Raw genomic sequence first — 20,667 nt, 5'->3', positions numbered from 1 at the left:
GGGCGGGTCCGTTCTCAGCCCGTCAGGCTGCGGACCGGCAGCAGGCAGTGCATCGCGGTCGTGAGCACGTCCTCGTCACCGATGAAGGCGCGCAACTGCTCCTCCGTGACCGCGCGTCCGGGCAGGCCGTCGGTCCACGGCTTCGTCGCCACGATGAAATACACCTGCCCGACCGTGCGCGCGTCCTTCTCCCACTCCGGGGGCACCGGGCACTGCGCGTTCAGGTACGGCATCGTCAGCACCGCGCGCCCGGCCTCCACCAGCAGGGTGATGGCGACGGAGGGCCTGCTCGCGAGGTCCACGACCTCGACGCCGGGCGTCAGACCGATCTCACCGAGGACGGTCCGCAGGGTCTCCTCCCCGGCGGCCGGGCCCTCCCGTCCGTCACCGAGCGAATAGGCGAGCAGGAAAGGCGCGTTGCGCTCGCCCTCCGCGGGGTCGCTGGTCCAGGGGATCACCGAGAGCGTGCCCATGAGCGGGGCGTACGACGCGGTGTTGCTTGTGGTCATATTCCGTCACATTAGCTGTGATTGGGCCGTGGCCGTGAGCCCGCTTCACCCGACCGGGTCATTCGCGTGGCTCCCGGGACCCGTGGCGAGGCGCCGTGGTGTGAACGAGACCGGCAGCCGCGCGGGCACGCGGGTCCAGGGCGAAGGACTCGGCGCGAGATCCGTTACGGGCACGGTGAGTTCCAGGTCGGGCAGCAGGTTGAGCACGGTGCGCACGGCCGTGCGCGCGATCAGCCGGGCCGGCAGCTGCGCGGGGCACCGGTGCGGCCCCGCGGAGAAGGCGAGATGTGCCCGGTTCCCCCAGTCCTCGCCCTCGTCCGGGCGGATCTCCGGGTCGTCGTTGGCCGCGCCGATGCCCATGATCAGGCAGTCGCCCCGGCGCAGCACCTGCCCGCCGAGCTCGATGTCGTGCAGCACGTACCGGGCCGGCATGGCGTTCAACGGCGGCTCTCGCCACAGCGCTTCGTCGAGCGCGTCATCCACGCCGAGACGGCCGCCACGCAGCCGCGCGGCGAAGCGCGGGTCCGTGATCATCATCCGCAGCGTCTGCGCGATCCACGAGATCGCCGGCATGTTCCCCGCGATCAGCATCAGGTGCATCGCCGCGAACCGCTCCTCCTCCGTCACCAGGTTGGGGTGACGGGCGAAGTTCCAGGTCAGGTCGTCGTCCGGGGCGGAGCGCGGACGGGCCACCATCTCGCCGATGATGCGGTGCTGGACCTGGTACGCGTCCTCGGAGTCCGGCCCCGACCCGACGACGCCGAAGACGGTGCGCACCAGCTCCTCGCTCTGGGCCTGGCCCAGACCGAACAGCCCGCCGAGCGCCATCATCGGCACCTGCGCCGCGTACTCGTTGACCAGGTCCGCGTGGCCGGCCTCGGAGAACTTCGCGACCAGACCGTGGCAGCGTTCCTCGATCAGCCGTCGCGCCGCCCGTTCGTTCAGCCGCCCCACCCCTTCGTCGAACGGGACGCGCAGCCGCCGGTGCTCCGCGCCGTCCGCGTGGTAGCAGACCGGGTGGTACCGCATCATCGGCATGAGCGGCGAATCGGGCGCGACCCGACCGTCCCGCAGGGCGTGCCAGTTGCGCGGGTCCCGGGAGAACAGCTGTTCCTGCCGGGTGACCGCGAGGAGTTCGTGGTAGCCGAGCACCAGCCAGGCGGGCAGGCCCGGTTCCAGCTCGACGGGCGCCACGGGCCCGTACTGCCGGCGCAGTTCCCGGTAGACGAGGTGCGGGTCGGGCGAGGACACGATGTCGGTCAGCGCCATCGGCGCGGGCCCGCCGGCGCCGGCCACCGGGGCGGTCTCGGGAGTGCTCCTGTGGTCGTGGCGGACGGGACAGCCGCTTGGTTCCTCGTCGTCGGCGGGCGCCCGGTGGCCGTCCGGTTCGCGGCCCGCCGTCCCGTGCGTCGCACCGGCATCCCCGTCGCCCGGACGGCCGTCGCCCGGGTCCTCGCCGTACGGGCCCGGCGTCCGGGAGGCCTGCTCGTGGACCGTCTGCCCGTGGGGCACCTGCTCGTACGGAGCCGTGTCGTACGGAGTCACGTCGTACGTACCCGTTTCGTACGGGCCCGCGTCGTACGGGCCCGCGTCGTACGGAGCCGCGTCGTACGGACCTGCCCCGTACGGGCCCGCCTCGTCACGGCCCCCTTCGTACGACTCCGCCCCGTACGGCTCCGGTTCGCGCGCCCCGGTGCCGGCGCGGGACGTCCCGTCGTAGGAGCCCTCGTAGGAGCCGCTGTCCCGCGGCGTGTCGTAGGAGCCGTTCTCGCGGGCCGTGTCGTACGAGCCGTTCTCGCGCGGCGTCATGTCGTAGGGGCCGTTCTCGCGGGGCGTCATGAAGCGGCCTCCGGGGTCCGTAGGGCGTCGGTGGCCAGCACGTGTTCGACGAGGGTGATCAGGGCCTCCGCCGCCGAGCTGCGGTCGCGCGCGTCGCACATCACGATGGGGGTCTCCTCCAGCAGGTCGAGCGCGTCGCGCAGTTCGCGGGAGTCGTAGGCCTGGCTGTCCGGGAACTGGTTGACCGCGACCGCGAACGGCATGCGGCGCAACTCCAGTTGTTCGAGGACGTCGAAACTGTCCTCCAGCCGGCGCGTGTCGATCACCACCAGAACTCCCAGGGCGCCTTCGAGCAGCCCCTCCCACAGGTCCCAGAATCGCCGCTGGCCCGGCGTGCCGAACAGGTACAGGACGATGCGCGAGCTGAGGGTGATCCGGCCGAAGTCCATCGCCACCGTGGTCGTGGTCTTCCTGCTGGCCCCCGCCAGGTCGTCCACCCCGACGCTGGCCTGCGTCATCACCTCCTCCGTACGCAGCGGCTCGATCTCGCTGACGGAGCCCACCAGCGTCGTCTTGCCGACCCCGAACGCACCGACCACGGGGATCTTGACGGCCTGCTGGACCGTGTCGGGCAGGTAGCGGTCAGCGGAGCCGGCGGAGACCATCCAGTACCTCCTGAAGCAGTTGCGAGTCGGGCAGTACGGCCTGGGGCACGCCGGAACGTGCGGTGAGGTGGCCGCTGTCGACCAGGTCGGACGCGAGGACCTTCACCAGGCTCACGGGAAGTTCGAGGTGTGCGGCCGCCTCCACCAGGGAGAGCAGCCGCTCGCACATCCGCACGAGGGCCCGCTCCTCCCTGACGGCGGAGAGCGGCAGGGGCGTGGCCGGCGTGGTGGCCACCAACAGGGTCTCCACGCCGACGGTGTTGCGGCTGGGGCGTGAGCGGCCCCTGGTGATGACGTACGGGCGGAGCGGGGCGGAGCCGCCCTCCGGGTCCGCCCCGGGTTGCGGCTCCCCCGGTTCGTCGTCCGGCCGCCCGGGGCCGCTCACGCAGTCCCCTGCCGGGGCGGGCTGCTGAGGTTCGCCGCGCCGATCTTCATCACCTGTGCCTGCATCTGCCGGGCACAGAGCTTCGGGTCCACCACCGGCCCCGTGACGACGGCCAGATGCGCGCCGTGCGCACTGCGCATGAAGAGGAAGCCCCCGTTGAACTCCACCATCTGCTGATGGACGAGGCCGCCGTCGGAGCCGAACTCCCGTCCGAGGCTGCGCCCCAGGGAGAGCAGTCCCGAGCAGTTCGCCGCGAGCCGGTCGGCCGAGTCCCGGTCCATCCCCTCCGAGCTGGTCAGCAGGAGGCCGTCGGCGCTGAACACGATGACCTGGCGCACGCCGGGAACAGCGGCGACCTCGGCGATCATCCAGCTCCGCTGCTCCGGCTCGGTTACGTAACTCATGGTCGGGTCCGTCCTTCTGGAGGGTCGGGATGGCGGTGGGGCAGGGGGCGGCGCCCCGGAGGCGGCAGGCGCGGGCGGTCGTCAGGAGGCCGGCGGCGGGGCCCGGGAGAGGGCCGGCCGGTGGTCGCGTGGTCATGAGGTGGGCGGGGGTGTCCCGTCGTCGCCCGCGGGCCGTGGGTGCGGGGGTTCCTGCGGCTGCCGGGAGGAGCCGTCCAGGAAGGCGGACATCCACTCACCGGCCTCCTCCGGACTGCCCGGCGGGGTCATGCTGGTGGGTTCTGGCGGCACCTGCCGCCCCTCGCCGCGGGCGGACCTGCGCCGGGGAAGCCGCCGCATCCCGCCGGGCGGTTCCGCGTCGGTCGGACGCGGGCGCGGCTCGGGGACCAGCGGTTCCGCGGCGGCCGGTTCCCGCGTCGGCGGTTCCGGCACCGCACGGCGCGGCAACGGGGTCTCCGGGACCGGCGGTTCCGGGGTGCGCGGCTTCCTGGCCGGGGGCTGCGGGACGAGCGGATTGTGGATGAAACGCTCGTCCGCGGGCGACGCGTCGGCGTCGCTCACGCCCCCGTGACGGCCCCTGCTCGGCCCCTGGCCCGGTACGCGCTCCGCGTCCTGGTCCCGGGGGGACCGCCGGGGAGTCGTGCCGGGCGGCGCCAGCTTCTCCAGCATCTCCAGCGGGACGAGGACGACCGCGCGGATTCCGCCGTACGGGGAAGGCCCGAGGTCGACGCCGAAGCCGTGCCGTCTGGCGAAGCGGCCGATGACCGCGAACCCGGTCTGCGGGATCTCGCCCACGTCGCCGACGCCGAGCAGCTTGCGGCCGGACACGATCTCGCGCGCCTCGTCGAGCCGGTGGTCGTCCAGGCCGAGCCCGCCGTCGTCGACCTCGATGACCGCGCCGCGCTGCACCGGGCGGACGGCGACCGGCACCGCCGTGCGCGGCGGCGAGTACTCGGTGGCGTTGGCCAGCAGTTCCGCGACGAGGTGGATCAGCGGTTCCACGACGATGGCGGCGATACCGATGTCCGGGTCGCCGGTGACCTCCACCCGCCGGTAGGACATGATGCGGCCCGACGCGGCCCGCACGACGTCGACCAGCGCGAGCGGGTCCTGCCACTGCTGGCCCGGCCACTCGTCGCAGAGCACCTTCAGGCTCTGCGCGTGCCGGGCCTGCTGTGTGGCCGCGTGGTCCACCTGCATGGTGGTGTCGAGCAGGTCGGTGTCCCCGGGGTAGCGGTCCGCGATACCGGTGGCCTTCGCCTGGATGCGGTGGGCGGAGGTCTGAATGCGGTTCGCGAGCTCGACCAGGGAGAGTCGCTGCGACTCCTCGCGTTCGTCGATGGACCGGGAGATCTCCCCGAGCATCCGGTCGAACCAGACGGCCACGCCGTCGTCCCCGGCGGCGGCTCCGGTGCTGCCGTGGCCGCGCGCCTCGCCGCCGCCCCGCGTGTGCAGGGCGGGCGGCACCTCGGCACGGGCGAGCGCGGCGGGCAGCCGGCGGTCGAGCGTGAACGCGGCCTCTTCGCGCACGCGTTCGGCCTGGCCGTTGACGTAGCCGTGCCAGTGCGCCTCGCGGCGGGCGATCTCCGCTTCGCGTTCGGTGATCTCGCCCCGGAGTTTGATCAGGTCGTGCGTGAGGTCCCGCTGCGCGCGGCGGAACGACTCCAGCCAGCCCAGCAGTACGGCGCCCGCGACCCCGTACGCCGCCACGGCTCCGACGCCGACGACGCGTTCCATGGCGAAACCGCCGCCGGCGAGGGCGAGGAACGCGAGGACGAGGACGACCGGCCAGGGGCGTGTCCTGCGGGAGGAGGTGGCAGGCACGGGGGTACGGGCACGGGTCATGGATAACCTTCGCGTTGTCCGAAGTCTGGTCCCCGACCGGTACTCCGACGCGGACGGTACCGGCCCGGCCGGTCCTGAGGCCATTCCTCAGCCGGAGGTCAATCCCTCGGCAGGGTGCATTTCGCGAAGTAGCAACTACACCCGCGTCAGGCAAGGTTGGGGGCCAGACATTGGGGGGATGGTATATCGCCCGGAGAGTGGGCAAGGACGCTTTTTCCGACAGAACGCGCCCCCACCCCCGATTAATGCCTCCGACCTGCGATTTTGACAGATTAGAGCACCCGGTAGAACATCTACGCTGCGTCACCTGAGGCGCCGAACAGCCAGCCGAAAGGACGAGGTGACGTTTACGGAAGCGCCCCTTCTCCCGAGTCGATACGCCAGTTCGAGGGGCCGATCCGATGCGCGGCGGAGCCTATTGCGACACGTGGACGCATAGCCACCGAGGTGAATGAGGTTGAATATTCGAGGACTTCTGAATGCGTTTCTCGAAAGAATTCGAACAATGCCAGTCGGCTCCAGCCGCCACCCCCGCCGGGAGCGAGAGGGAGGGGACCGGCGGAATTCGACGTTCCGCCGGCCGGCGTCCGGTCGTCGCTCCGCCACGATCGCAGGCGGGGCATCATGCCCTCGTGAACACCGCCGACGCCCCCGAGATCCGAGCCGATGTCCCCGGAACCTTCGCCCACGGCGTGCTCGCCGAGCGGCATCCCGCGCTGATCCAGCAGGTACGCGACGCCACCCCCTACCCGCCGGCCGCCCAGCGCGCCCTCGACGCGCTGCTCACCGAGATCACGCGGGGGACGGTCGCACCCCTGCCGCCGGACGCCCGGGACGCGGGGCGCTGGGCGGCGTGGGGGTCCGGGGCGTACATCGGCAGAGCGTGGTTCGATCTGCCGTTCCTCTGGGCGGAGAGCTACTTCTACCGCAGGCTGCTGGGAGCGGTCGGCCACTTCACACCGGGCCCGTGGCAGGGACTCGACCCGTTCGCGCCGTTCAAGGACGCCGAACTGGGCAGCGGCACGGTGGACGACGAGCTCGCCGCCCTGGACGCGCTCGCCGCCCGCCCCGAACGCGAACAGGCGGACGCGCTGCTCGGCGCCGCGCTCTGGGGCAACCGGGCGGACCTCGGCTTCCGGATCACGTCGCAGGAGGCGACGCCGGGCGCGCCGGGGCAGCTCGTCGCCGACGACCGGGAGCAGCTGTGGCGGCTGCTGCCGCCCGGCCGCGACGCCCCGGTACATCTCATCGCCGACAACGCGGGCCGCGAACTGGTCCCCGACCTGCTGCTCCTCGACCACCTGCTGCGCACCGGCCGCGCCGGGCGCGCCGTCCTGCACGTCAAGCCGCATCCGTACTACGTCTCCGACGCGACCACCGCCGACGTGAGCGCCGCGCTGCGCCGCCTCGCGGCGGCACCGGGACGAGCGGGTGAGGCGGGCCGCCGCCTGTGGACGGCGCTGACTGACGGCCGCCTCTCCCTCGACGCCCACCCCTTCTTCTGCGCGCCGCTCGCGTACGACCGGATGCCCGACGACCTGCGCGGCGAACTGGCCTCCGCGGCCGTCACGATCGTGAAGGGCGATCTCAACTACCGCCGTCTGGTCGGCGACAGGCTCTACGACCCGACGACGTCCTTCGCGGAGCGCACCGCCTTCTTCCCCGCTCCCGTGGCCGCGCTGCGCACCCTCAAGTCCGACGTGATCACGGGGCTTGAGGCGGCCACGGCCGCGGCACTCGACGCCACAGGCGAGCCGTGGCGCGTCACCGGGACGCACGCCCTGGTGCAGGTCGCGGGGGCCGGCGCGTAGCGTCGTCCCCGTAGGGCCCCAGCCGTACGCAGAGAGGCGACGCACCCATGACCACGCACGAGACCCCGCTGCCGCGCTTCCATCTGGCCGTGCCCGTCGACGATCTCGCGGCCGCGCGCCGCTTCTACGGCGGCGTGCTCGGCCTGCCCGAGGGCCGCAGCGCGGAGCGGTGGGTCGACTGGAACCTGCACGGCCACCAGTTCGTGACACACCTCGCGCCGCGCCCCGCCGAGCGCGCGCACAACGCGGTGGACGGCCACGAGGTCCCCGTACCGCACTTCGGACTGCTGCTGGCTGTCGAGGAGTTCCAGGAGCTGGCGGAGCGCCTGCGGGCCGCGGGCACGGAGTTCGTCATCGAGCCCTACCTGCGGTTCGCGGGCGAGAAGGGCGAGCAGTGGACGATGTTCCTGCTGGACCCGGCCGGCAACGCCCTGGAGTTCAAGGCGTTCGCTGACGACTCACAGGTGTTCGCGGTCTGACCGCGCGACCGCCCGGCCGCGACGCACCGGTACGGCGCGGCTCCTCCTCGGCCCGCGACCTCGGCAAGCGACCTCGGCGCCGTCAGGCGGGCCGCACCGAGGCGCGCCGAAAACGCGCCGGGGTCGTGCCGACCGCCGAGCGGAACGACCTGCTGAACGCCGACTCTGAGTGGTAGCCGACCTGCCCGGCCACCGAAGCCACAGTGGCGTCCGTGGTGGCGAGCAGTTCCGCCGCGGTCATCAGGCGCACCTGCCCGAGGAAGGTGCCGGCGGTCATCCCGGTGCTCCGGACGAAGTGCCGGAGGAAGGTGGCCCGCGACATGGCCGCGGCCCGGCTCAGGCGCTCGATCGACCAGTCGGCCCCGGGGTCGGCGAGCACCCGTTCGACGACACCCGCGATCCGCCCGTCACCCGCCGCCGTCCAGAGCGTCGCGTTCGCGTTCACGCCCCGCGACGTCCTGAGGACCATGGCGAGAAGGACCGTGCACAGGGCGGAGAGGATCGCCGCGGTGCCGTCGCCTTCCCTTCGTGCCTCGCCGCGCATCAGAGCGCTCAGCATCCGCAGGACCTCCTCTCCCTCGTCCGACGATCCGAACGAGACGTGCAGCGGGTCGGGAAGGCTGCGGAACAGCAGCGCACCCGCTCCGGCTCCGAAGGTGTAGTGGCCGCAGAACAGGTCGATGACGGGAGCCCGGCTCTGTGCGCTGCGTGTCGTCACGAACGCCTCACCGGCCGTCTCGGCCGTCGGGCTCAGGGGTTCGCAGCCGGGCGTCGTGACGCGGTGCGGTGCCCCACCGGGGATCAGCACGACGTCGCCGGCCCGGACCTCCAGCAGCTTCGACCCGATCTCAAGGGTGCAGGCGCCTTCCAGCAGGACATGGAACGGAGCCTTCCGCTCCGCATGAGCGGCGACGTCCATCCGGGTCGCCCCGCCCAACAGGCAGCGCTTGTCGAGGCGAGCCTGCGGGCGGGCCAACCGGAGAAGATGACTGACAGCGTCCATATGAGACTCTCGGGCTGAAAAATGAATCAGAGAGACCTGTTCGAATCAACTATAGGTGCAGAGACTCAAGGCATGGAAACGACGACCACCATGCTCAGCGCCGACGTCCTCGTCGTCGGCTTCGGAAAAGGCGGCAAGACCGCCGCGCACGCACTCACGGACGCCGGCCGTCGCGTCATCCTCGTCGAGCAGTCCGAGAACATGTACGGCGGCACGTGCCCCAACGTGGGATGCGTCCCCACCAAGATGCTCGTCCACTACTCCAACGCGCGACGTCCCGAGGACGACGCGCAGGGCTTCTTCCAGCACTCGGTCGCGGGCGTGCGCGAGCTGACCAGCGCCTTCCGCGCCGGCAACTTCTCCTCCCTCGACGGCAAGGACACCGCGACGGTCATCACCGGCGCCGCTCATTTCCTCGACCCGCACACGGTGGCTGTCGGCGAGGGCACGGACCGCATCACCGTCACCGCACCCACGATCCTGATCAACACCGGCTCCGAGCCGGTCGTTCCGGCCATTGCGGGCCTGGCGGCCAGCCCGCACCTGGTCAGCAGCACCGAGTTGACGCAGACGAGCAACCTGCCGGAGCGGCTCGTCGTCATCGGCGGAGGCTACCTCGGGCTTGAGTTCGCCTCGATCTACCGTCACTTCGGCACCGACGTCACCGTGCTGGAGGCGGCCGACCGGCTCCTCCCCCGCGAGGACGAGGACGTGGCGGGCGCGGTGACGCAGATCCTCACCGGCGACGGCATCCGCGTCATCACCGGCGCCGTCGTCTCCGAGGTACGCGACACCGGCGCGGTGTCGAGCGTCGTCTACGAGAAGGACGGCCGGACCCACACGGTCGAGGCGAGCGCGCTGCTTCCGGCAACCGGCCGCCGTGCGGTCACGTCGCAGCTCCGCCTCGACGCCGCCGGGGTCAAGACCGCCGCGAACGGGTCCATCGTGGTGGACGAGCACCTGCGCACCAGCCGGCCGCACATCTTCGCACTCGGCGATGTCAACGGCGGCCCCCAGTTCACCTACATCTCGCTCGACGACGCCCGTATCGTTCTGGACCAGTTGCTGGGTGAGGGCACCCGGACCACCACGGACCGCGTGGCCGTACCGCACACCCTGTTCATCACGCCGCCGCTCGCCACGGTCGGCCTGACCGAGACGCAGGCCCGGTCGAAGGGCCTCGACTTCACGGTCGCCAGGGAGAACGTCGCCGACATCGTCGCGATGCCCCGCGCCCACACCGTCGAGGAGACCCGCGGCCTGATGAAGTTCGTCGTCGACGCGCGGACCGACCTCATCCTCGGCGCGGCGTTGCTCAGCATCGACGCCCAGGAGATCATCAACACGGTCGCCCTGGCCGTCCGGCACGGCATCACCGCCACCGAGCTCCGCAACTCGATCTACACGCACCCGAGTTCGACCGAGGCGCTCAACGAGGTGTTCGACAAGGTACTGCCCAGGTAGCCGCCGCTCGCGCCCGCCCCGGCTCGAACGGGCCCGGCCGACGGCCGCGGTACGGCGTCGACAGCCGCACCACACCACACCCCGCACAGCCGCGGACCGCTTTTCGCCGGCCCGTCAATGAGCCCCTGCCGGATCCGTCCGGCAGGGGCTCAGGCGTCCGGGGACCGTGCACGATGGTGCCGGGGCGGGCGATGACGAGATCGCGCCGCGCGGACGGGACGTCCCCTCTTCGAGACGAACAGCCCGCCGCCCTGGATGACGACACCGAAAAGCCCCTGTCGGATCTCTCCGACAGGGGCTTGGTCGTCTGTCTGTGGACCTGAGGGGATTCGAACCCCTGACCCCCTCGATGCGAACGAGGTGCGCTACCGGACTGCGCCACAGGCCCTTGCGACGAGTGGAACTCTAGCACTTTGATCCGGGTGCTCGGAAATCCGTTGTCCGCTGGTCACCGGGGATCGCCGGGCTCCGTCACTCGTTGGCGGCGCGGGGGCGGTCCTCGTCGTCGTACTGATCGAACAGCGGGGTCCTGCCGCGCTCGCGGGCGCGGCGCGGGGCCGGCTCGGGGGCGGGCTGAGCGGGCGGCGGGGCCGGGTCGGCCGCGGTGGAGGAGCGTGCCGCGCTCCACGTCTCCGGGTCGCCAACCTCCACGCCGCTGGGCGCACGGGGGGCCACGGGAGCGGTCACATAGGTGGGCAGCGGTACCGGTACGGGCTCCCAGCTGTCGCCTCGGCCCGGCCGGCGCTCGCGTTCCTGGTCGAGCCACTCGGCGTGGTCGGTCTGCTCCACCAGGGCCCGGCGCCCCGCTTCCTGCGGCGAGACGCGCGGCGCGGGCTGCGGCGCCGGGAGGCCCTCCGCGTCGGCGCCCTGGCCGTGCCCGGCCGGCGCCTGGCGGTGCGAACGGGTCTCGCGCAGCCGCTGGGCCGCGGCCTCGGCCCTGCGGCGGTCCATGGTGAAGGTGAACCGGCGCCGTTCGTTGGAGCGCAGGTGGGCGATGTAGGCGCTGAGCAGGACGGCCGGCGCCGCGGGCGCCCAGAGCAGGTCGAGCCCGCCGATCGCGGGGACGAGCGCGCCGGCGGTGAAGACGAGGAAGAGGAGCACCGTCGTGCGGCGGCGGCGCGCCAGGACCTTCGAGCGGCGCGCGCGGGTGGCGCGGTCGCCCGCCGGCGGGCGGCGGCGCGCGACCGGCGCGCGCACCGGCTCACGGTTCTGCATGCGGTCCTGCGCGCGAACCGGCTCACGGACCGGCTCACGGACCGGCTCGCGCTCGGCCGGACGCTCAGCCGGGACGCGCCTGCGCTCGGCCGGACGCTCAGCCGCCTCGACGACGCCGCGCACCTCGATCCGCGCCTCCGTCAGAGCCGGGGGCGCGGCGAAGGCCCGGACGTCGACGGAGCTCATGGGCTCCGCCCCGCTGTCCGGTTCCGCGTCGGACCCGGGCGCGCCGAAGCCCTCGTTCCCCTCGGACGCCTGATCCACGGCGCGTTCCCGCAGGTCCTTGGCGTATCGACGCTCCATCGCCGCCCGCCCCGACAGCAGCCGGATGGCGGTGGTGAAGCGTTCCGTCGGACGCGCCTCGTTGAGCTCGTCCTGCCTGCGGAGCCACATCGGCACCAGGTAGGCGGCCCAGGCCCCGACGATGACTGCGTAAATGAGGCCGCTGCTGCTCACGCTTCACACCGTAGAGGGATTCGCCGGAGCGGATCGGCCAATTGGACCGGTGTGTCGCACGATCTGGCTGATATCACTGAACTTTTTTGTGATTGTTCGGATCGCTCTATGGTCGGACGGCAGCGAGTCCCGATCAATATCGAACACTTATTTCATTATTCTCGCCCGTCAAAAATTCGAACGAATTTCGAACACTTCTCTTCCGAGTACACCGCCGAATCCCGGCCGCTCATTCGAGGGACGTCCGGCGGCGCCGCGCCTGGTGCCACCGGCGCAGCAGCCCCTCCGGTGCCTCCTCGGCGGTCAGCGCGAAGACGAGATGGTCGCGCCACGCCCCGTCGATGTGGAGATAGCGCGGCCGCATGCCCTCCTCGCGGAAGCCCAGTTTCTCCACGACCCGGCGGCTCGGCCCGTTCTCCGGACGGATGCAGACCTCCAGCCGGTGCAGACCGAGCGCCTGGAAACAGTGGTCGGTCGCGAGCGCCACGGCCGTCGGCATCACCCCGCGGCCGGCGACCTCACTGTCGACCCAGTAGCCGACGTGCCCCGAGCACATGGACCCCCAGGTGATGCCGGCCACCGTCAACTGGCCGACGAGGCGGCCCTGGTACTCGACGACGAACGGCAGCATCCGGCCCGCGGACGCCTCCCTCTTGAGGTGGCGGACCATTTGACGATACGTCGGCCGATGCCCGAGCGGTGCGCCGGGCGACGGCGGCGGAACCGTTGCTTCCCAGGGCCTGAGCCAGTCCCTGTTGCGCCGGTTGACGTCCCTCCAGGCGCGCTGGTCACGCGCTCTTATCGGGCGGAGGGCGATATCCCCGTCCGCCAGGATCACGGGCCAGGCGGGGTTCATCCGCCGGTACGGGGATGGTCGGCGCCGCGGATCTGGTCCACGGCGTGTGCCAGCAGTCCGTCGAGCACGGCGAGGCCGTCGCGGACCCCGCCCGTCGAGCCCGGCAGGTTGACGACGAGCGTCCGGCCCGCCACGCCCGCGAGACCCCGCGAGAGCGCCGCCGTGGGCACCTTGGCCGCGCCGCGTGCCCGGATCGCCTCCGCGATGCCCGGCACCTCGTAGTCCAGGACCTTCCGGGTGACCTCGGGCGTACGGTCGGTCGGCGAGATGCCCGTACCGCCGGTGGTGACGACGACGTCGTAACCGTCCGCGACCGCCACCCGCAGCTCGCTCTCGACCGGGTCGCCGTCGGGCACGACCCGCGGGCCGTCCACGGCGAAGCCGAGGCCGGTCAGTGCGGTGACGATGAGGGGACCGCCGGTGTCCTCGTAGACGCCCGCCGCGGCCCGGTTGGACGCGGTGACCACCAGCGCGCGGGGGCTCGCCTCTCCGGTGCCCGCGAACGGGTGTGCCGCCGTCATGCGGCACCTCCCCTCGTACGGTCCGGGCGCGTCCAGGTGCCCGACCTGCCGCCGCTCTTCTCCTCGACGCGCACGTCGGTGATCACCGCGCCCTTGTCGACCGCCTTGACCATGTCGACCACCGTGAGCGCCGCGACGGACACCGCCGTCAGCGCCTCCATCTCGACGCCGGTGCGGTCCGTGGTCTTCACCGTCGCCGCGATCTCCACCGCGTCGTCTGCGACCGTCAGGTCGACCGTGACGCCGGAGACCGCGAGCGGGTGGCACAGGGGGACGAGGTCCGGTGTGCGCTTGGCGCCCATGATGCCGGCGATCCGCGCGACGGCGAGAGCGTCACCCTTCGGGACACCACCGCCCCGCAGCAGCGCGACGACGTCCGGCGAGACGAGCACCCGGCCGGTGGCACGGGCGACGCGTGCGGTGACGTCCTTCGCCGAGACGTCGACCATGCGGGCCGCGCCCGTCTCGTCGACGTGGGTCAGGCCGCTGCGGCCCGCAGTGCCCTGCTGGGCATCCGGCACCCGGGGTGACGGACCCCCGGGCCCGGGGCGTCCGGGGCTGTCCCCCGGCGGAATCGCGGTCATACGGTGTGACGCTCCCGGTCCTGGCCCGTCCTGGCGGCCTGCCGGACTCCGGCCTGCGCGGCCTCGGCCCTTTGGCCTGTGTCGGCCTGTTTCGGCCTGTGTGGGCAGCCAACGGTACCGCCACCGCGTGGCCTTCGGCCGGTCAGGATGGATCCCGGCGGGCACCCGCGGACACCCGGTAGCCGAAACGCCCGTCCCCCGGCGGCCCGCGGCCCCCTCGCACGCCGCGCTCACCGCGACGCGCCCGCGCGCGGCGGACGGCGTCCGGCCGTAGGCCCGGGCCCGGGATCCACCAGGTCAGGACCCCACCACGGCGGTACCTCAGCCCAGCAGGACGACCTCAAGTTCCGTGCCGGGCTCCACGGCCGTCGTGTCCTCCGGTACGACCAGCAGGCAGTCCGCGTGGGCCAGTGCGGCCACCAGGTGCGAGCCCGCGCCGCCGACCGGGGTCGCCTCGCCCGCGGCCGCGTCGTACCTGCCCCGCAAGAACTGGCGGCGGCCCACCGGCGACGTCAGCGGCCTGCCCGTGGCCAGCTTCGCCCGGACCACCGGGCGGTGGACGTCCGCCACCCCCATCATCGCCCGGATCGCCGGGCGTACGAACAACTCGAAGGAGACGTACGACGAGACGGGATTGCCCGGGAGGGCCAGCAGCGGGGTGTGCGCGCTGCCGATCGAACCGAACCCCTGGGGCTTGCCCGGCTGCATGGCCAGTTTGCGGAAGTCGATGCCGCTGCCCGGTTCGTCCTCGTCCCCCACGGAGGACAGGGCCGCCTTGACGACGTCGTACGCGCCGACGCTGACACCGCCCGTGGTCACCAGCAGGTCCGCACGGACCAACTGGTCCTCGATGGTGGTGCGGAGGGTGTCCGGATCGTCGTCCACGGCGCCGACCCGATACGCGATCGCGCCCGCGTCGCGCGCGGCGGCGGCGAGGGCGAAGCTGTTGGAGTCGTAGATCTGACCCTGCGCCAGTTCCTCGCCGGGCTGCACGAGTTCGCTGCCGGTGGACAGGACGACGACGCGCGGGCGCGGCCGTACCCGCACACTGCCCCGGCCGATCGCCGCCAGGAGCGCGATCTGCGGCGGCCCGAGGACCGTGCCGGCCTCCAAGGCGAGATCGCCCGCCGCCACGTCGCTGCCGGCGGCGCGCACATGCGCGCGGGGCTCGGCCGTGCGGTAGACGCGGACCTCGCCACTCGCCCCGTCCGCTCCCGTGCCGACCGGCAGCATCGAGGCGACGGCCCCGCCGCCCGCGCCCCCGTCGGTCCACTCCACCGGGACCACGGCCTCGGCGCCGGGAGGCAGCGGTGCCCCCGTCATGATCCGCGCGGCTTCTCCGGGCCCCACCTCCGGGAGGGTTCCGCTGCCGGCCGCGACATCGCCGACCACCGTGAGCACGGCCGGGAACTCGTCGCTCGCGCCGCTGAGATCGGCCGTACGGACCGCGTAACCGTCCATCGAGCTGTTGTCGAACGGCGGCAGGGACACCCGCACGACGACGTCCTCCACGAGGACGCAGCCCTGCGCGTCGGGCAGGGGCAGGTCGATGGGCTCAAGAGGGCGGATCGCGGCGAGGATGTCCGCGATGTGCTCCTCGACTGTCCACAGCGGTTCGCCCTGGCCTGCCGGTGCCGACTCTGCCGTACTGCTCAAGATGCCTGCATCTCCTCGATGACATACCTGCGGAGCCAGGCCCGGAAGTCCGGGCCCAGGTCTTCACGTTCGCATGCGAGTCTGACAATGGCACGCAGAAAGTCCCCGCGGTCCCCCGTGTCATAACGGCGTCCTTTGAAGACGACGCCGTGCACGGGTCCGCCGGTCTCCTCGTCGGCGGAGAGCTGCTGGAGAGCGTCCGTCAGCTGGATCTCACCACCACGGCCGGGCTCGGTCTGACGCAGTATGCCGAAGACCGCCGGGTCGAGGACGTAGCGGCCGATGATCGCGTAGTTGCTGGGCGCCTCGGCCGGTTCGGGCTTCTCCACCAGGTCGTGCACCTTGACGACGTCGGCGTACCCCGTGGGCTCGACCGCCGCGCAGCCGTAGAGGTGGATCTGCGCAGGGTCGACCTCCATCAGGGCGATCACGCTGCCGCCCTCTCTCTCCTGGATCTCGACCATGCGCGCGAGCAGGGGATCGCGCGGGTCGATCAGGTCGTCGCCGAGGAGGACGGCGAAGGGCTGGTCACCCACGTGCGGCTCCGCGCACAGCACGGCGTGACCCAGGCCCCGGGGGTCCCCCTGGCGCACGTAGTGCATGGTCGCGAGCGCGCTCGGCTCCTGCACCTTCGCGAGGCGGCTGAGGTCACCCTTGCGCGAGAGCACCTCTTCGAGCTCGTAGTTGCGGTCGAAGTGGTCCTCCAGCGGACGCTTGTTGCGCCCGGTGATCATCAAGACGTCGGACAGTCCGGCTGCGACGGCTTCCTCGACCACGTACTGGATCGCCGGCTTGTCGACGACGGGGAGCATCTCCTTGGGCGTCGCCTTCGTCGCGGGCAGGAAGCGGGTGCCGAGACCAGCCGCGGGGATGACAGCCTTGGTGATCCTGGGGGGAGGCGAGTAGATCATGCCGCGCACCCTATCCACCCCACATGGGCGGAAGATGACCGTTAGATGAACTTGATCCTCATATGGTGCGATACGAGAGGTTTATAACGACCCATGAGATACGGGGACGAAAACGGGGACGCCCAGGACAACCCGGGCAGCGGCAGCGGAAACCGCTACGGCGACGGGGATACCGACGGTACGGGGACCGCCGGCCCAAGCAACGACGCGGGTCCCGGCGCGGACCGCCGGAGCACCGGCGCGAGCCGGCGCCCCGGGGCGGGCGGGCGACGCGGTGCGGGCGACGGCGGCAGCGGTGGCGGTGGCGGTGCGGGAGACGGCGGCGGCGGTGCGGGCGACAGCCGGGGCCTCGGGTCCGACGGCGGCGGTGCGGGCGACAGCGGCGCGCGGCGCGAGAGTGCGGGGGACAGCGGCGCGCGGCGCGAGGGTGCGGGGGACGGTCGTCGCGGCCGTGCGGAGCGCGGGCCTGATCCGGCGAAGACCGCCCTGCGGAGCGAACTCCTCGCCGCACGGGCCCTGCTGTCCGCCGACGACCGGGTGACCGCCGCGTCCGCCCTGGCGGTGCGCGCCCTGGAGATGCCGGAGATGTCCGGAGCCGACACGGTGGCCGCCTACGTCTCGGTAGGGCGTGAACCCGGCACGCGCGCGCTCCTCGACGCTCTTCGCGCCCGGGGCGTGCGCGTACTCCTGCCCGTGCTGATGCACGACAACGATCTCGACTGGGCAGCCTACGAAGGGGAGCACCGGCTGGCGCGGGCGGCGCGGGGGCTGCTGGAGCCGGCGGGCGACCGACTCGGCACCGGAGCGGTGCTGGACGCCCGGGTGGTCCTGGTGCCCGGACTCGCCGTGGACCGGCGCGGGATGCGCCTGGGGCGCGGCGGCGGCTCGTACGACCGGGTGCTCGCCCGGCTCGCGGCGGCCGGCGCGAGCCCGGTCCTGGCGGTGCTGCTGTACGACGGCGAGGTGATCACGCGAGTCCCCGTGGAACGGCACGACCGCCCCGTCGATGCCGCGGTGACGCCCGGGGGCGTGCACCGCTTCGACGGAGCGGCCGGCTGAGGAAGGGACGCGTCCCGCCGCCTCAGCGCGGCGGGACGGCATGGTGACGGTCGTGACGGGGGGCTACGGCTTCAGCGTGAGCTTGTCCTTGGTCGCCTTGTTGACGGCGTCGATTCCGAAGGCCCAGGGAAGCAGATCGCCGTCCTCCCACTTCTTCGTCTGGTCGGTGTAGTGCGCGCTGTACGCGTGTCCCGACTCACCGGTCAGGTTGATCCACCGCGACTTGTCCCAGTCCCCGACGTTGACCACCATCCGCATGGACGGCACGGTCGTCACGGCGTAGCCGCCCGCCGCGTTCCAGCTCGTCGCGTCGACCGACGACCCGCCACCGCCCAGGTTGAACGGGCCACGGTTGAGCAGCGACTTCAGGAAACCAGGACCACTGGTGCCCAGCGTGCTGTTCGTCAGCGTCAGCTGGTGCAGACGGCCCCAGCTCCAGGTCGACATGTCCTTGCCGAGCTTCGCCGTCAGCTCCCAGCGCGCGTCCTTCATGGCACGGGCGAACAACTGGTCGCGCGTCGTCGTCGCCGCGTCCCTGCGGTTGCCCACCGAGGTCCACCAGCTGTTGTGGTCGTCCTTGAGGATGTTGTCGACGACCTCGAACCAGCGGTCGCCGCCGTCCGGCTGCGCCGTGTCCGCCGAGCGCTCACCGCACTCGCGCACGAGCTGGTCCGTGTCCGGCGGGCCGGTGCTGTCCGCCGGCCGGACGTCCAGGCACTGGCCCTTGACCCGGACCTCCTTGGGCAGCTTGTCGCCGAAGGCCAGCTCCAGGATGTTGCGCCAGACCGCGTTGAAGTAGGCGGCCGCCGCCGAGTCCGGTTCCTGGGTGTAGTCCCAGTTCTCCAGCAGCTTCTGGGCCTCACGGATCTCCGGGTCGGGGACGCCGTTCTTCGCGAGGTCGTTCTTCAGCAAGTAGGGCACCAGCAGCTTCGCGATCTCGCTGGTGTTGTCCATCTGCATGTCCTGCATGTCGTCCGTCGAGATCTTGCCGCCGTTGCGCGTCTTCGACTCGATCAGATCGCTGATGCGCTGGCTGCGGGAGCCGTAGTCCCAGTCGGTCGTCAGCAGGTAGGGGTACTTCTTCGTGTCCACGACGGCCTGGTTCGCCGTCACGATGTAGCCGCGCTTCGGGTTGTACTCGTACGGCATCTCGTCGAACGGTATCGGCGTCTTCCAGTGGTACGCCGGGTCCCAGCCAGGCGCGGGCATGGAGCCGTCACCCGTGTTGCGCCGCGGGATCTTGCCGGGTGCCTGGTAGCCGATGTTCCCCTGCGTGTCCGCGTAGACGAGGTTCTGCGAGGGCACCTCGAAGTTGCGTGCGGCAGCCCGGAACTGCGTGAAGTTCTGCGCCTTGTCGAGCGCGAACACCGCGTCCATGGTCTTGCCGGGCGTCAGCGCCGTCCACTCCAGGGAGACCGCGTAACCGGTACCCCGGTCGGGCGCCAGATTGGGCACGGGGGCCTGCTGGCCCACCTTCACCAGTTCGTCGTCCCGGTCGGAGACCACCGGGCCGTGGATCGTGGAGCGTACGACGATGGTCTTACTGCCCCCGCCCGCGATCTTGATCGTCTCCTTGCGGGTGGTGAACTTCTTCCGCGCGTTGCCGTACTGATAGGTGTCGCCGTCCACCTTCTCCAGGTAGAGGTCGGTCACGTCGGCACCGAGGTTGGTCATGCCCCAGGCGATGTCGGCGTTGTGGCCGATGACCACGCCCGGCATACCGGAGAAGGTGTAGCCGGAGACGTCGTACTGGCAGTCGGGCGAGACGGTGCGGCAGTGCAGGCCCATCTGGTACCAGATCGACGGCAGGCTCGGCGACAGGTGCGGGTCGTTCGCCAGCAGTGGCTTGCCCGTCGTGGTGAGGTTGCCGGAGACGACCCACGAGTTGGAGCCCACGCCGCTGCCGCTGCCACTCGGGCCGAACAGCTGCGGGATGTCGTCGATGGACTTCGACAGCGAGCCGAGTTGGGAGTCCAGCGACTCGGTCGCGCCCGAGGCGGAACTCGCGTCGTCGACGTAGGAGGCGTCGTCGGCCGAGACGCTCGAACCGTTCGCGGCCAGTCCGCTGCTCGTACCGCCCGTGTCCGTGCCCCCCGTGCCGCTGCCGGAGCCTGAGCCGGTTCCGTCGCCGGAGCCGGCACCGAGGCCGGTGGTGCCACCGGACGTCGTGGGAAGGCCCTCCCCACTACCGGAGCCCGCACCGGGGTCGGTGCCGCTGCCCCCCTCGTCCGAGGTCGCCTTGGGATCGAACGTGCCGTCGACGACCGCGCCGCCCTGCACGATCGGCTTGTTCTTGCTCGTCGGATACGGCGGGTACAGCTGGTCGATCTGCTTCTGGCTGAGCCTGCTCGTCATCAGGGAGCGGTCTATCTCGTCCTGCATGTTGCCGCGCAGGTCCCAGGCCATGGCCTTGAGCCAGGCCACCGAGTCCACCGGGGTCCACTGGGCGGGCGTGTACGTGCCCGTGAGGTTCAGCGCCGCGTACTCGACGGAGATGTCCTTCGCCGAGCGGCCCTTGAGATAGGCGTTGACGCCGGCCGAGTACGCCTGGAGGTTCTTCTTCGTCTCCGGCGAGAGCTCGTGGTCGTACTCCTGCTGCGCGACGCCGTGCCAGTCGAGCGTGCGCAGGAAGGCGTCCGTGCTGACCTGGCTCTTGCCGAACATCTCGGAGAGCCGGCCGGACGTCATGTGACGGCGGACGTCCATCTCGTAGAAGCGGTCCTGCGCCTGCACGTATCCCTGGGCACGGAAGAGGTCCGCGTCGCTGTTCGCGTAGATCTGCGGGATGCCGTAACTGTCGCGCTCGACATCCACCGGGCCGCTGAGGCCCTTGAGCTGGAGGGAGCCGGTGGTCTGCGGAAGGGAGGCACGCACGGTGCCGACGCCCCAGTACGCCCCATACCCGATCCCCGCGACCAAAGCCAGGACCAGGACGATCACGACCAGCCGGGCGCGTCGCCCCTTCTTCTTGACGGGAGGGGGAGCCGTGTTGGCGGGCATCGCTGTCCTTCGCGGGGCAGGGTGGTCCTGAAAACGCTGCAGCCACCATAGGCGCAGTAGTCAGATCA

At 71.7% G+C, this 20,667-nt stretch carries 18 protein-coding genes and 1 tRNA gene; 4 read left to right on the top strand and 15 right to left on the bottom strand.

From position 1 onward, the window contains the following. Positions 1 to 14: 14 nt before the first annotated feature. From OG310_RS20885 to OG310_RS20860, 6 genes are all read right to left on the bottom strand, one after another. Positions 15 to 509 (bottom strand): DUF5949 family protein, encoded by a 495-nt coding sequence (locus OG310_RS20885; RefSeq protein ID WP_329457394.1) that lies wholly within the window; start codon positions 507 to 509, stop codon positions 15 to 17. 45 nt (positions 510 to 554) lie between these two features. Then, the gene (locus tag OG310_RS20880) at positions 555 to 2,348 is read right to left on the bottom strand and encodes a cytochrome P450 (protein WP_329457393.1); all 1,794 of its coding nucleotides are present in this window, start codon (positions 2,346 to 2,348) and stop codon (positions 555 to 557) included. Then, complete coding sequence (locus tag OG310_RS20875) at positions 2,345 to 2,953, bottom strand: GTP-binding protein (protein ID WP_329457392.1); 609 nt, start codon at positions 2,951 to 2,953, stop codon at positions 2,345 to 2,347. The genes OG310_RS20880 and OG310_RS20875 overlap by 4 nt, the downstream gene beginning before the upstream one ends. Continuing rightward, complete coding sequence (locus OG310_RS20870) at positions 2,931 to 3,245, bottom strand: DUF742 domain-containing protein (protein WP_329460288.1); 315 nt, start codon at positions 3,243 to 3,245, stop codon at positions 2,931 to 2,933. Before OG310_RS20870 ends, OG310_RS20875 begins: the two co-directional genes overlap by 23 nt. An 89-nt stretch (positions 3,246 to 3,334) precedes the next feature. After that, positions 3,335 to 3,742, bottom strand: a complete 408-nt coding sequence (locus OG310_RS20865) for a roadblock/LC7 domain-containing protein (protein ID WP_329457391.1) — start codon at positions 3,740 to 3,742, stop codon at positions 3,335 to 3,337. Positions 3,743 to 3,874: 132 nt separating this feature from the next. Next, positions 3,875 to 5,584, bottom strand: coding sequence for a sensor histidine kinase (locus OG310_RS20860; protein ID WP_329457390.1), 1,710 nt, complete (start codon positions 5,582 to 5,584; stop codon positions 3,875 to 3,877). A 632-nt stretch (positions 5,585 to 6,216) separates the two neighbouring features. Here OG310_RS20860 and OG310_RS20855 point away from each other — a divergent pair. Next, positions 6,217 to 7,395, top strand: coding sequence for a damage-control phosphatase ARMT1 family protein (locus OG310_RS20855; protein WP_329457389.1), 1,179 nt, complete (start codon positions 6,217 to 6,219; stop codon positions 7,393 to 7,395). Positions 7,396 to 7,442: 47 nt separating this feature from the next. Next, a complete protein-coding gene (locus OG310_RS20850) occupies positions 7,443 to 7,874 on the top strand; it encodes a VOC family protein (protein WP_329457388.1) in 432 nt (143 codons plus the stop codon). 82 nt (positions 7,875 to 7,956) lie between these two features. Here the strand turns inward: OG310_RS20850 and OG310_RS20845 are convergent, their stop codons facing one another. Continuing rightward, positions 7,957 to 8,877 (bottom strand): AraC family transcriptional regulator, encoded by a 921-nt coding sequence (locus OG310_RS20845; protein ID WP_329457387.1) that lies wholly within the window; start codon positions 8,875 to 8,877, stop codon positions 7,957 to 7,959. A 72-nt stretch (positions 8,878 to 8,949) separates the two neighbouring features. Here OG310_RS20845 and OG310_RS20840 point away from each other — a divergent pair, with 72 nt between their 5' ends. Then, positions 8,950 to 10,341, top strand: coding sequence for an FAD-dependent oxidoreductase (locus OG310_RS20840; protein ID WP_329457386.1), 1,392 nt, complete (start codon positions 8,950 to 8,952; stop codon positions 10,339 to 10,341). A gap of 314 nt (positions 10,342 to 10,655) precedes the next feature. On the opposite strand, the gene OG310_RS20835 is transcribed toward OG310_RS20840, so the two are convergent. From OG310_RS20835 to galU, 7 genes are all read right to left on the bottom strand, one after another. After that, a tRNA-Ala gene (locus OG310_RS20835) sits at positions 10,656 to 10,729 on the bottom strand. Positions 10,730 to 10,812: 83 nt separating this feature from the next. After that, positions 10,813 to 12,012, bottom strand: a complete 1,200-nt coding sequence (locus tag OG310_RS20830) for a gephyrin-like molybdotransferase receptor GlpR (protein WP_329457385.1) — start codon at positions 12,010 to 12,012, stop codon at positions 10,813 to 10,815. 229 nt (positions 12,013 to 12,241) lie between these two features. Beyond that, on the bottom strand, positions 12,242 to 12,868 hold the full coding sequence (locus OG310_RS20825; RefSeq protein ID WP_329457384.1) for a GNAT family N-acetyltransferase: 627 nt from the start codon (positions 12,866 to 12,868) through the stop codon (positions 12,242 to 12,244). Then, positions 12,865 to 13,389, bottom strand: coding sequence for a MogA/MoaB family molybdenum cofactor biosynthesis protein (locus tag OG310_RS20820; protein WP_329457383.1), 525 nt, complete (start codon positions 13,387 to 13,389; stop codon positions 12,865 to 12,867). Before OG310_RS20820 ends, OG310_RS20825 begins: the two co-directional genes overlap by 4 nt. Further along, positions 13,386 to 13,973 (bottom strand): cyclic pyranopterin monophosphate synthase MoaC, encoded by a 588-nt coding sequence (moaC, locus tag OG310_RS20815; protein ID WP_329457382.1) that lies wholly within the window; start codon positions 13,971 to 13,973, stop codon positions 13,386 to 13,388. Before moaC ends, OG310_RS20820 begins: the two co-directional genes overlap by 4 nt. Positions 13,974 to 14,294: 321 nt before the next feature. Next, entirely contained in the window at positions 14,295 to 15,629 is a 1,335-nt protein-coding gene (gene glp, locus OG310_RS20810; protein WP_329457381.1) for a molybdotransferase-like divisome protein Glp, read from the bottom strand. Beyond that, a complete protein-coding gene (gene galU, locus OG310_RS20805; protein WP_329457380.1) occupies positions 15,626 to 16,540 on the bottom strand; it encodes a UTP--glucose-1-phosphate uridylyltransferase GalU in 915 nt (304 codons plus the stop codon). The genes glp and galU overlap by 4 nt, the downstream gene beginning before the upstream one ends. Before the next feature lie 486 nt (positions 16,541 to 17,026). On the opposite strand from galU, the gene OG310_RS20800 reads away from it, so the two are divergent. Beyond that, positions 17,027 to 17,599 (top strand): 5-formyltetrahydrofolate cyclo-ligase, encoded by a 573-nt coding sequence (locus OG310_RS20800; protein ID WP_329460287.1) that lies wholly within the window; start codon positions 17,027 to 17,029, stop codon positions 17,597 to 17,599. A 63-nt stretch (positions 17,600 to 17,662) separates the two neighbouring features. Here the strand turns inward: OG310_RS20800 and OG310_RS20795 are convergent, their stop codons facing one another. After that, a complete protein-coding gene (locus OG310_RS20795; protein WP_329457379.1) occupies positions 17,663 to 20,599 on the bottom strand; it encodes a penicillin acylase family protein in 2,937 nt (978 codons plus the stop codon). Positions 20,600 to 20,667 lie beyond the last annotated feature (68 nt).

The organism is Streptomyces sp. NBC_01497 (assembly GCF_036250695.1).
GTDB lineage: Bacteria > Actinomycetota > Actinomycetes > Streptomycetales > Streptomycetaceae > Streptomyces.
This window is presented reverse-complemented; position numbering and strand designations above follow the sequence as displayed.